Annotated in this window: 10 protein-coding genes; 2 read left to right on the forward strand and 8 right to left on the reverse strand. The window is 54.8% G+C overall.

Translation table 11 applies throughout. The features are described 5' to 3' along the window. Window positions 1-103: 103 nt before the first annotated feature. Together had and HY788_17950 are read left to right on the forward strand one after the other, a co-directional pair. Window positions 104-2,017, forward strand: coding sequence for a 6-hydroxycyclohex-1-ene-1-carbonyl-CoA dehydrogenase (gene had / locus HY788_17945; protein MBI4776028.1), 1,914 nt, complete (start codon window positions 104-106; stop codon window positions 2,015-2,017). Between the two features lie 104 nt (window positions 2,018-2,121). Further along, on the forward strand, window positions 2,122-2,886 hold the full coding sequence (locus HY788_17950) for an enoyl-CoA hydratase/isomerase family protein (protein ID MBI4776029.1): 765 nt from the start codon (window positions 2,122-2,124) through the stop codon (window positions 2,884-2,886). A 363-nt stretch (window positions 2,887-3,249) separates the two neighbouring features. Here HY788_17950 and HY788_17955 read toward each other — a convergent pair whose 3' ends face one another. The 8 genes from HY788_17955 to HY788_17990 all read right to left on the reverse strand — a co-directional run. Then, the gene (locus HY788_17955) at window positions 3,250-3,717 is read right to left on the reverse strand and encodes a PaaI family thioesterase (protein ID MBI4776030.1); all 468 of its coding nucleotides are present in this window, start codon (window positions 3,715-3,717) and stop codon (window positions 3,250-3,252) included. Between the two features lie 152 nt (window positions 3,718-3,869). Then, complete coding sequence (locus HY788_17960; GenBank protein ID MBI4776031.1) at window positions 3,870-5,603, reverse strand: glutaconyl-CoA decarboxylase subunit alpha; 1,734 nt, start codon at window positions 5,601-5,603, stop codon at window positions 3,870-3,872. A 209-nt stretch (window positions 5,604-5,812) separates the two neighbouring features. Beyond that, window positions 5,813-7,138, reverse strand: coding sequence for a 2-hydroxyacyl-CoA dehydratase (locus HY788_17965; GenBank protein ID MBI4776032.1), 1,326 nt, complete (start codon window positions 7,136-7,138; stop codon window positions 5,813-5,815). A 2-nt stretch (window positions 7,139-7,140) separates the two neighbouring features. Next, window positions 7,141-7,428, reverse strand: a complete 288-nt coding sequence (locus tag HY788_17970; protein ID MBI4776033.1) for a 2-hydroxyacyl-CoA dehydratase — start codon at window positions 7,426-7,428, stop codon at window positions 7,141-7,143. A 134-nt stretch (window positions 7,429-7,562) separates the two neighbouring features. Next, on the reverse strand, window positions 7,563-8,720 hold the full coding sequence (locus tag HY788_17975; protein ID MBI4776034.1) for an acyl-CoA dehydrogenase family protein: 1,158 nt from the start codon (window positions 8,718-8,720) through the stop codon (window positions 7,563-7,565). A 98-nt stretch (window positions 8,721-8,818) separates the two neighbouring features. Further along, window positions 8,819-9,994, reverse strand: a complete 1,176-nt coding sequence (locus tag HY788_17980) for an acetyl-CoA C-acetyltransferase (protein MBI4776035.1) — start codon at window positions 9,992-9,994, stop codon at window positions 8,819-8,821. A 173-nt stretch (window positions 9,995-10,167) separates the two neighbouring features. Next, complete coding sequence (locus HY788_17985; GenBank protein MBI4776036.1) at window positions 10,168-12,099, reverse strand: thiamine pyrophosphate-binding protein; 1,932 nt, start codon at window positions 12,097-12,099, stop codon at window positions 10,168-10,170. A 252-nt stretch (window positions 12,100-12,351) separates the two neighbouring features. Next, window positions 12,352-12,766 (reverse strand): acyl-CoA dehydrogenase (locus HY788_17990; protein ID MBI4776037.1); only part of this gene is annotated, 415 nt, incomplete at its 5' end.

Below are 12,766 nucleotides of genomic sequence, written 5' to 3' on the forward strand. Positions count from 1 at the left end.
AACCCGTGTCAGGTACAACCCGGTTTTCGTTTACAGTCGTTAATTCGCTTCAATAACCTAATATTTCGGACGGATAGAATCTACGTTAGAGAGGAGGCAACGGATGTCAGGCTCACCAGATACGATCCATACCTGGCAAATGGTCCGGCCGTGGGGAAAGGATAAGAAAACCGGGGAGAAGATTCCCGGTATTATGGAATTAACACAGATTCCCGTCCCGGAGCTTGGGGAGGACGAGGTCCTGGTTGAAGTCGCAGGTTGTGGTGTGTGCCATACGGACCTAGGATACTTTTACGACGGGGTGCCCACGGTTAACAATCCCCCCCTGACTCTGGGACACGAGATAAGCGGCACGGTGGTTGCGGGAAACTTCGACCTCATCGGAAAGCAGGTTCTCATACCTGCGGTCATGCCTTGCGGCCAATGTGAAATCTGTAAGAAGCACCGCGGCAATCGCTGCCTGAAACAGAGGATGCCAGGCAATTCCCATGACATCTATGGCGGTTTCTCATCCCATGTGCCCGTACCTGCCGAGGGCCTTTGTGTAATCGAAGACACCCAGGGAACGCCCCTGTCTCACTATGCTGTCATCGCCGATGCGGCCACGACCCCGTATCAGGCCGCGATGCGCGCCGGCGTCACCGATGGCGACGTGGCGGTTGTCATCGGAGCGGGAGGCGGCATCGGGGTATACATGGTGCAGATTGCCAAGGCTCTGGGAGCCGGGACCGTCATCGGGCTGGAGCGGGACGAGGAAAAACTGGCAAGAAGCCTCAAATATGGTGCGGACTTCGTCATCAATACGGCGGACAAGGATCTCCAAGCCATTCGCAACGAATTTAAGGAACTCTGCAAAGTAAACGGCGTTCAGGCCGGATTCGGATTGAGAATATTCGAATGCAGCGGCACGCAGATCGGTCAGCAAATGGGCCTTACCCTCCTGACCTTTGTGAGCAAACTGGTGATCATCGGCTTCGGTCTGCATTCGAGCGAATTTATGTTCAGTCGCCTCATGGCCTTTGACGCGGAAATCATAGGCACCTGGGCTTGCTTGCCCGAATACTATCCCAAGGTGTTGGAACTGGTGCAAGCGGGCAAGGTGCAAATCGAGCCCTTTCTGGAAACCCGTCCCATGAGCCAAATCGCCCAGGTTTTCGAAGATCAGCATGCCGGCAAATTCACCGGCGGAAACACCAAGGAGTATGCCGAGTACTACAGCAAGCGCCCCAACGAATACGGTGAATACATGGACCTGTTCAATGGCATGGTGGACGCCATCCTGAATTGCAAGAAACCCACCATCTGCAGGGTCAACGGCATGAGGGTCGCCGGCGGTCAGGAAATCGGCATGGCCTGCGACCTGACCGTTGCGTCCGACCTAGCCATTTTCGGCCAGGCCGGTCCGCGCCATGGGTCCGCTCCCGATGGAGGATCGTCGGATTTTCTGCCATGGATGCTATCCATAGAAGACGCCATGTGGAATTGCATTTCGTGCGAGCTTTGGTCCGCCTACAAAATGAAGTTCAAGGGGCTGATTTCCAAGGTAACGCCCATCCTCCGGAAGGATGGTCAGCTATACCGAAACCCACAGGTGATTACCGATACGTTTGTCGAAGACGGAGACATCGTCTACGGGGAGTTCAAAGTGCGTGATGACGAGCTGAAAGAGGCGAAGGAGTTCATCAAAACGTGCGAAATCGATTTCTCCCTGCTGGATAAGGAAGTGAGCAACATCATTTGGTCATTCACCAACCTGTTTCCCGGATGCCTGATCAAGTCCATAGACAGCATCAGGGCCAAGAAGAAGTTCTTTTGGGACCAGATGAAATTGCCCAACCGCCACTGGTTGGCCGCCAACATGATGGGAGAAGCCTTCCTTGGCTTCAACGCGTTCAACACCAAAAAGATCACGGGTCAGGACACCATCGATTTCGTCAGGCTTCGTCAGAAGATCGCGAATGGGGATCTATTTGACGATGACTTCTTCGAGGAGGCTTTGGGAAAGCCGCAAAAATAGTGCTTTCAACCCCGTCCGGATTCCACAAATGAACATGCCGCGGCCGGCCGGAGCCTCATCATGCCGGCCGTGGCGTCCAGACCATCCCGTCCTAGGAGATCGATATGAGTTACCAGCATATTTTGACCGCTTCAAATCACGGCGTAGCCACGATTATCCTCAATCGCCCCCCCCTAAACGTTCTGAACATCGAGATGATGAACGAAATCAACCGGGAACTGGACAGGCTAATGGGCGAACCTCCCACGCTGCTGGTGTTCCGTGCCGAAGGGAAAGCTTTTTCAGCAGGGGTAGATGTGGGCGAGCACGTGGGAGACCTGATGCCCAAAATGATCGACGCGTTTCATGGCATATTCCGACGCATGGATGCACTCGGCGCTCCGAGCATAGCCGCCGTGCAGGGATCCGCCCTGGGCGGCGGATGCGAACTGGCGGTCTACTGCGATATGGTCATTGCTTCAGAGCGGGCCAAAATCGGCCAGCCTGAGATCAAAGTCGGCGTGTTCCCACCCATCGCGGCGCTGATTTTGCCGCGTATTATCGGGAGGAAAAAGGCGATGGAATTCATTCTGAGCGGTGATACCTGGTCCGCTGAAGAAGCTCAATGCGCGGGCATGATCAACCACGTTGCGCCGGCTGATGATTTCGACACCGAAGTGCAGTCCTATATCGGAAGGTTTGTGGGAAACAGCGCCGTTGTGATGAAGCTCACTCGGGAAAGCGCGCTGTGCGGCCTTCAGGATGATCCGGGTGCGGGGCTCGATCGCATAGAAAAGTTGTACATGGAAAAACTCATGAAGACACACGACGCCAACGAAGGGTTGGAGTCCTTCTTAGGCAAGCGCCCACCAGCTTGGAAAGACAGGTAACAAGCGGTTTTTTCCAGGAAGACTTCCTGCAGTTCGGCCAACCTCTCTCGACATCCACCGCCAACGTATCCTGCTTCACGTCCTCCGTGGTGGAAGCCGGGGCCGATCTGCAGGAATTGCGAGGGCTGCCCCCCCGAAGTTTGCTCTACAGCCCACCCTGACGCCATCCAATATGCTCATCCTGTCTTTCGCCGGGCGGTATGAGGCGCCTTCGGGCATTACCTGGATATGGAGATAAAAGTCGGCGATTTGGCAGCAGATTCCTCCTCGTATGTCCTTCTTTTGGGGAACGAATCGTGTTCCGGGAATAGAACGATTCTCAGAAAACCTCTCTGCAAATAAGCCATCGAGGGCCTCATCCATCTATTCGGACACGAATTTGACTGGAAACTCCTCCTGATCGTAGAGTTTGATATCGGGCAGGACCATGAGTGTTACCGTTCCGTAGGCGAGCAATCGGCCTCTTTGATCCTCGATTCGAGCGTCCGCGAGCCCCAATGTGCGGCCTACTTTGATGGTTCGGCCCGTTCCGATGAGGCGTCCATTTAGGGCCGGCGCGAGATAGTTAAGCTTCATCTCCACGGTGGTCATCCCCGCGCCGGATATGACTTCGGTGTAGTACGCCCAGAAACCGGCGGAGTCGATAAGGGTTGAAAAGACTCCTCCATGAACCATTCCGAATGGTTGCAGGTGTTTCTGCCGTACGTCGATCTCCACTCGGGCCATCCCAAGCGAGAGTTCTTCGATCACCATGGATTGAAGAGAGAAATGAGGACAGGCATTGACGTGTCCCCGGATCGCGGCTGTCCATTCGGGATTGAGTTCCTTCATGTTCGACTCCGCAATCTATATAGATAGATCCATTTTTCCCGTACATTCGGCGAAAAAACGAGGCGCCGTCCGGCCTGTAACAGCCGGGCTTTTTCAACGAGTTGGTAAACGATCCCTCCTCAACTCCCGAAGGCTCCACAGCCGTTCACACCTCAACCGCGTATCGATCTTGGAAGAAGCATCTGGTGGTGCGGACACGAACCGCCCGGATTCTGATACACGCTTCGAACAAATCCCACCGCGTAATCCCTCATGTTGGCGAGGGGAACGATCTCGTCCACAAATCCACGCCGAGCGCAATACACAGGACGAGACTGATCGTAATATTGTCGAGCCAATGCGTTCATTTTGTCTATGACCGGTTCCAAGTTTCTTCCAGCGTCCTTCTCCTTGACGAGCCGGCGTGCAAACGCGGCCACCGATGCGGTTTCACCATGCATTACATAGATTTCCGTGGTGGGCACCCCTAATGTAAACGCGTTGTTACGGGTCGCCTGAGGTCCTCCCATGATGTAGTGAGCCGCCGCCGTGCCTTTTCGAAGAACGACGCACATCATGGGAACCTGCGAATGTTCTATGGAATAGATAAGGGACTGGCCTAACCCCAAGAGCTCGGCTTTCTCGGCAATATCCCCCACATCGATGCCCGAGGTGTCCTGGAGCCAGATCACGGGAATCCGGTCCCTGCCGCACAGGGTGACCAATTCGTTCATCTTGATCAGTCCCTGGCGATACAGCTTGCCGCCCACACCCGGATAAGGAGCATACTCGGGATAGCCTTTGGGGAGGAACCCCTGCCGGTTGGCAATAACGCCCACCGGAAAGCCGTCTATTTTTGCCAACCCGCAGTATACTTCGGGACCAAAATCGGACCGATACTCCATGTGTTCGCTATTGTCCAGGAAACGCGCCAGAACTTGCTCGATGGAGTAGGTCATCTTCTGGTTGAACGCCACCACATAGTCAAGTTCGCCGGGTGTATATTTTGGAGGACGCGGTTCGTCGACGCGAAAGTATTCGGCTCCATACTGCGGCATTCCCTCCATGCATTGTTTGACGGCGTTCAGGACCCCTTCTTCCGTGTCGAATTTCTTTCTGAAGAACCCCGTTTGATCGTGATGAATCTTTACGCCTCCCGGAGGCTCCTCTTTGAAGGCGCGCGTGGCCTCGATGATCTGTTCCGCGCCTTCGAGGTCAAAAGATCCTTTCGGACTCATGCCGCTCACGATTCCGCCGCCGCCCACGGCCATATTGGCCTTTTCATGAGCGAAGATGATGGCCGGACTGATCCCGTGGTATCCGCCGCCGGCCGGATTGGTTCCGAAAATACCGCAAATGACCGGAATCCCCTTCTGAATCAGTTCAGCATGGCGGAAAAAGGTACGGCCTCCGGATCGCCTTCCGGCGTAAACCTCCTCCTGCTCCGTCAGCTTGACGCCCGAACAGTTCAAAACCCAAACCAGCGGGATGCGTAATTGTTCAGCCATATCCTGAGCGCGAAAAATATTTTCCATCTGGCCCGGAACCCAGGCCCCCGCCAGCACCTTGTTGTCGGAAGCAATAATGGAAGCATAGCGTCCCGAGATCCGCGCCAGGCCGTTGATCACTCCGGTACTGCCTTCCTGGTTGAGTTCGGGATCATAGAGGGAATTCATCGGAAGCCAGGTGCCCGGATCCACCAGCTGTTCGAGGCGCTCGAAGGCCGTTCGCTCACCTCGCTGCCGGATCTTTTCAGCAGGTATGCCCGCATTGTAAACCTTGGCAACGGCTTCATTTACTTGGGCCTCGACCTCCTTGATTTTGGCTGCGTTCGCCTCCATCTTTTGGATTTCTTTTTCTTTGAGGGGCTTGCCTATGGGCGCCATATTTTGAAAATATTGGTGCATGAATCATATCTCCCTGAAGTCCGCTACTTATTGTTCCGATATAGGTACTATGCCTGTAAGAAGACGAGCATCTCTTTTTCTACGAATGTGTCCTCGTTCCCCCGCGGATCTGACGAACTCAACGACGCTGCCACGGCCTCGATGACCCGGGGATCGGACAGTCAGGTTTCTCCAATTGAAGCGGCTTCCTTTTATCCCATAGTCCGGGGTTAACCATATTTTCTCTGTTCGAGCATTTCCATGAACGCGTCGATACGACTTATGATTTGCGCATGGGCAAAGCGCCGGGGATCCACTTGGTCTGCATCCAGCACTAAGACCGGGACACCGAGTTCTTTTTCCAAAGTAGTCTTATCTCTCGGATTCAGAATGGCCGCCACAAAGCGGCAGGTGGCCAGATTCCAGAGAATGGCGCCGTCCGCTTTGTAATTCCGAGCTCGATCACGATTGTACTCGAGGAACTGTGTAAAGCTGGCTGTGTGTCCCATACTGAGGAGGTATTTGATGGCTATGGATTCCAACGGTTTATTTGGATCCAACTGTCCGCACCATATGCGGGGATAAAGCTCTTCAACGGATAATGCGCCGAACTTGTGGAGATAGTTGAAAAGCCCCATGTTAAACCAAGGAGGAATCCCGTCGAAAATAATCCGAAAGCGTTCGTTCTCGAGCACGCCTTTTCCCTGATCCACGCGCTCTTTGACCTCGGCGAGCGTCCGCCTGTAAAAGTCGGCCGCTTCCTTGGTTCCGGCCATGGTTGCGGCAAAAAAAACGAGCGTATTGAGGTCCTCGCCACCTGCGGGACATGGAACGGCTTTTCGCAGATTGAAAATTTCATTATAGTATTCTCCCATCTGCGCTGAATATTCCACGCATTCCCTCAAGCGATCGTAATCCATTTTTCGTCCGGTGTGCTCTTCAAGGAAAGCAATGTATTCCTTCAATTGAGCCACGCCGTATTCTATGGCTTCCAGGCCTGGCTGGTGTTTTACATGGGCTCCCCATTGCTCTTTATACACAAAGGGGTTCTTGTCATATCTTGGGGGCAAAACCGGAGCGTCTATGGAGAAATAAGGAACGTCGTAGTGCTCGGCGACGATTTTCATCCAGAGAGGGTGGAGCCTGCAAACGTTCTTGGCCGAAACAACCATATCGGGATCCGGAATGCGAATACGGGCGAGTGCTTTGAGCACTTCTTCAGGAAACTCACCCTTCATGTACCCATAGTGATTCTTGAAATAAGAGCACAAATCCTCGGGCGCGTTGAGACTCTCCGCCATCTCGATCAGCGGTACGGATAACTGGGTCGCCCCGCATGCAGCGGAGAAGTTCTCCGGAAACATGGGAATCACACCCATAGCATAGTCGATTTCGACGGGATCCCAGCCCGTGTGATATACGATTTTTGTTCTACCGGTGGCCTTAGCTTCGTGTCCGCGCTTGTAGTACTCGAGAACGTTGGTGAACACTTCGTTGGAAGTTTTCAGTGATTTTATGGACTTCGAGGTGGTTTTGCCGGAATCAGGATTGCTCATGCTTAAGCTCCCTCGACGATCTCAAAAAAGTCTCGAGCTTGGTTCTCAGTTGCGCCCAAATGAGTGTCGCAAAAGCGTTGGAGGCCGAACACCACTCCCTGCCCCCTGTTTTGCTCTATCCGTCTAGTAATGAAACCGTATCGTTCGTCCAATTTGTTTCCCTGATGCATACACGGACAGGCAGGCTTGATCAGGTACCGGTCGGCCGGAGCGTTCATGGGATCGCCCTTTTCGTTTACCTGAGTGACAGAATAGCGAGCGTCGATGCAGAGATCATCCCAAACCACCATGCCGCCCAGCTCTTCAACAACCTCGAAAAGTTCCCGGGTACGTCGACCCCGAGAGATGCAATTGGAACTGCATAGGAATCGCCTTTACGAGATTCAAGGACCGGCGTCTTAACCCGTTTTCATGCCCCTGGTTGCTATCGATTGGCCTTTCGGTAACCGAGTTGATCCATGGCGATGACCATCTTTTGAATATTTGCGGTGCCTTCCACGATCTCATACAAAACGGCGTCCCGGAAATACCGGGCCACCGGGTATTCCGTCGAATACCCATACGCCCCCAGGATTTTCATGGCATAGTGAGCGCATTTTGCCGCGGTTTCTCCGGCATGATACTTGGCCATGGAGGTTTCCAGCGTGTTGCCCAACATGCCCTGATCTTTCTGCACAGCAGCTTTATAGGTAAGGAGGCGGGCCGCTTCGATGTCCACGGCCATCTGTGCGATCATATCCTGGTTCATCTGAAACTGCCCCACCTGCCGGCCGAACTGCTCCCGTTCGTTGCAATAGCTCACAGCGGCCTCGAAAGCGGCCCGGGCTACGCCCACACCGCCTGCCGCACATGACAACCGGGTCTGATTGAGGCTGGAGAACATGATTTTGACACCTTCCCCCTCGGATCCCACAAGGTTTGCCTTGGGCACCCGCACGTCCTCGAAGTAGATCTCACCCGTGGGAGACGAGCGCGTGCCGAGCTTGTCCAGTTCGCGCGTGGTCACGCCGGGAGACTCGATGTCAACTACAAAAGCGCTTAGCCCTTTGCCGCCCTTGGACTTGGCCGTGTAGGCGTAAACGATGCACAAATCGGCGACTTGCGCATTACTGATCCAGGTTTTCGACCCGTTCATTAGGTAAAAATCACCACGATCCTGCGCACTGGTTTTCATGGCCAAAGTGTCCGAACCCGCGTTGGGTTCCGTAATGCCAAAACAGCCGATTTGCTCCGCCGTTACCAGGCCGGGAATATACTTCTGTTTAAGCTCTTCGCTGCCGTACCGTAGGAGGGTGAGGGCGGAGCCCAACGTCTGCATGTTGACGGCTACGCGGATTGAACTGCTTCCACGAGCGATCTCCTCAGTCAGAATCGTCTGGGCCAGGAAACCCATCTCGTTGCCGCCATATTGTGCAGGAATCACGCAACCGAAAAAGCCGAGATCTCCCATCTTCCTAAGCACATCACGCGGGAAGAAGTGCTCTTCATCCCAGTGATCCGCGTACGGCACGATTTCATTCTCGGTAAAACTTCTCGCCGTCTCCCTCAGCATCTGCATTTCTTCGGACAAGGTAAAATCCATCACTGTCTCCTGGCATTTTAGGAACTTAGGCGTTTCCAATGGAGTTTTAAGTGGGCGGATGCAGTTTCGAAAACTGCTCCGCCCCTTCGACTCGGAATCTATTTTCGTTCGACGATAAGGGCGATGCCCTGCCCGCCGCCGACACACATGGTGGCCAGCCCGGTAGTCAAGTCCCGGGCCTTCATTTCGTAAAGCAATTTGATAAGGATCACGCCCCCGCTGGCGGACACGGGGTGACCCAAGGCAATGGCTCCGCCGTTCACATTGACCTTGTTCTGATCCAAGCCTAGTTCGCGGATACAAGCCAAAGACTGCGACGCGAAGGCTTCGTTCAATTCTATGAGATCGATGTCCCCCACGGTCATACCCGCCTTGTCCAAGGCGCCTCTCGTTGCCGGAATGGGTCCGATGCCCATGAGGGATGGTTCGACACCGACCGAATAGTAGGCCCGGATGCGGGCCAGAGGCTCTATGCCCAAGCTGTGGGCCCTTTCCCGCGTCATGATCACCAGGGCGGCCGCGCCGTCGTTCATGCCGCTCGAATTACCCGCCGTGACGCTTCCCCCCTCTCGGAATGCGGGCTTTAGCTTGGCCAAGGCTTGGGCGGTCGTGCCGAATCGGGGATGCTCATCCGTATCGAAATTGACGAAATCGCCGTTCTTCCGAGGGATCGGCACCGGCACGATCTGTTCTTTAAACCGGCCTCCTTTGATAGCGGCCTCTGCACGCTGCTGACTCTGGAGTGCGAACGCGTCCTGATCTTCTCGGCTGATATCGAATTCCTCGGCCACGTTTTCAGCCGTTTCCCCCATGGTGTCTCCACTCAGGGGATCGAAGAGGATGAGTTGATCCTGGAGCTGACCATGACCTAAGCGATAGCCCCAGCGGGCCCCTTTGAGAAGATACGCCGCATTGCTCATGGACTCCATGCCGCCGGCAAGAATGATCTCCGCATCTCCCGCCGAGATCACCTGGCACGCCAACGTGACGGACTTGAGGCTGCCTCCGCATGCTTTCGAGATGGTGAATTGAGGCGTTTCCAGAGGGATCCCGGCCTTGACTGCGACGACCCGAGCGGAGTTGATCGGCAGATCGCCTGTACGGTAACCCGAGGCGTAAATGGTCTCCTGGATGTCCTCACCCGAGAGCCCGGTTCGCGAAATCACCTCTCTGATGGGAATGGGTCCCAATTCAATGTCGCTCAAAACCTTCAACGCGCCCCCGAACTTCCCGATTGCAGTCCGCACGGCGTTGGCGATGACGATCTCGCCCATGTTCACTCCTTCCTTCGAACGCTCGAAATGCTCTTCAACGACCTGCGCCCCCCATGGCCGGCGCCGCGCCGTCGCAGACTTCAAGGGATGCGCATCCCTGACGCACGCGTCAACATTGAACGGCGCAGCCGACCCGGCACCTGCGAACAACTAAGATGAATCTATACAGGAGGTTACTCGACACCCAATTCGAAATCTTCTTCCTGGAGGTCCCAACGGTCATAGGCTTCAGTTGTCACGCCGTGCTCCTCAAAGGGGAACGTTCCTGAGGCGAACCTGGACCGCATCTTTCTCATATACCGGGTGGTTTCATTCCAAGGAAGATGCTTCCACATAACGGCGCAAATGGGGCTGTCCAGAATAGCCTGCACCGGACGCCTGTCTACATCCACATTGATGACGGCCGTCCTGCCCTGTTCCGCCGCAGAAAAGGCTTTTTTCAGCGCGGAGCCGACTTGCTCCGGTTGAGTGACCCATTCGGTGTGGCAGCCGATGGCTTCAAACATCCGGTCGTATCGCTGGTTGGGGATGAAATAATGCGGAAGGACGTCGCCTTTGGGGATTCCGTACCAACCGAGGTCCTTCCCGTATTGGGCATCGGAGCCGCCGATCCAGCCGTCGTTATTGTTGACGAGATACACGATGGGCAGTTTATGCCGGACCGCCGTTTCCACATCCATTCCGGCAAGGCCCATTCCCGCATCACCCATCATGGCGAATACCATCTTCTTTTTGTCATATCCGAAAGCGGCCCCTATGGCCTGACCGACACCGTGTCCGACACCAGCCTGAGGGCCGGCGTCTATAATCTGGCCGGCGTATTTCGCCTTGATATAAGGGCTTAGAACATTGCTTCCGGTGAAAGCGTCCATGACGTAGCAGGCGTCTCCCTTGTACATCTCGTCCACGGTGTCGCAGATGACCTTGCTTAGCCAAGCCGGATGCACCGGGCTGAGATCCTTGAATTGCAGAGCTCGTCTTTCCATATGAGCGGACCTGACCTGTTCCGTTTCCCGAACTTTGTCCAACCAGCCCGATCGTCCCGGATGCGGAGCCGGTTTGTTTTTTCTGATCGTGTCGATCATAGCCTGGATGGCGGTCTTGACATTTGCCTGAACGGCAATTTCCGTAGGTATCCACGGGTGGATGTAATCGGAAGTCTCGGATATTTGAATGGCTCGCTTGATCTGAAACCGGTTGCCAAAAAAGTCAAAGAAGTCCATGCGCGCGCCCAGAATGACGAAGAGGTCCGACTCGTGTGCGGTACCGGCCGAACGCCAAATCAGGGGATCGTCTTCCGCAATGGAGCCTCTGCCGCCTCGCCGGCCCATTACCGGAATCCGGGCCAGACGAGCCAATTCTCGCAATTCGGCCTGGCAATTGTTCCACATGATCTCGTCACCCACGTACATCACAGGCTTTTCGGAGGCAAATATCAGCTCTATGACGCGTTCCACGGACTTAGGATCAGGGTGCGAGCCGGCCATAGGCTCCTTCAGCCAGTTCTCCTTGTACAAATTGTGTTGCGGAGGATAAACGCCCGCCACCGCGTTGAGTTCGAACTCGAGCACAGAGGGTCCCTTGGGCAATTCCATGGCCTTTCGAACGGCTTTGGTAAACCAGTACTTATAGGTTCGAGCGTCGATCACGCGTTTGGAGATTTTCACAAAGCTCTCGAAAATCTTTTCCGCGTAACATTCCTGGAGCGTGTACGCTCCGTCGCTGGTGGCTTCGTGACCGGCCAGCAACGCGAGTACGGGAGAATTGCTCAAGTGCGCCTGATGGATGGGCGACGCCAAGTTGGTGGCCCCGGGCCCCGCGGTTCCGCAGCACACTCCGATCCTGCCGGTGGTGCGTGCGTAAGCTTCCGCCGCATACCCGCCACTTTGTTCGTGCCGCATGGTAACGTGTTTGATGCCTCCTTTAATCATGGCATCCACCCAGACCCACAGATGTCCGCCCGAAACCCCGAAGAAGATCTCGACACCCTGTTCTTTAAGCACCTCCAGGAAAACCTGTCCGGCACTCGGCGTGGTCTCCAACACGCCCTCGGGAACTCGCACATCCACCCCCTCTTTCACCACTTCTTTCGTCAGTTCCGACATAGTTACCTCCTTGGTGGTTTTTAGGTAAAAAAAGCCATGAATATAACCGAATGGGGCCAACGGTGCTCAACCGACAAATAGGTGGTTGATGATTCGGGGAAAGCCTTACAACCCCATCCACGGTGCAGATTCAACGCAGCAATCCAGCTTCCGGTCCGGTACCATCCTCCTGGGTGCGGTTGGGTGTTTTTGAAAACATTGAAACGGAGGAACCCTTCGATATTTATACGGCGACAGTCGTTTCCTCACTTTTTACCCAGCCTTCAATAGCGAACGGCCCGCCACTAGGCGCATAATCTGGTTTGTTCCGGTGTATATTTGTGTAAGCTTCGCGTCGCGCATCATGCGCTCTACCGGATATTCTCTCATGTAGCCATAGCCTCCGTGCACCTGCACCGTATCCGTAGTAACCCTCATAGCCGCGTCCGAGGCGAAGAATTTGGCTAGAGCCGATAGCGTATTGGCCTGCTCCATTTTTTTCTCATCGAACAAACGAGCCGCTTCCAAGGTAAGCAGTCTGGCTGCTTCCATGTTGGCGGCCATATCGGCAATCATGAATTGGATTGGCACGAGCTCCGCAATCGGCTTGCAGAACTGGACCCTTTCCCGGGCATAACGCACAGACTGATCGAAAGCACCTTGGCATATGCCGACCGCTTGAGCGGCG

It is taken from the genome of Deltaproteobacteria bacterium, assembly GCA_016208165.1.
GTDB lineage: Bacteria > Desulfobacterota > Desulfarculia > JACQYL01 > JACQYL01 > JACQYL01.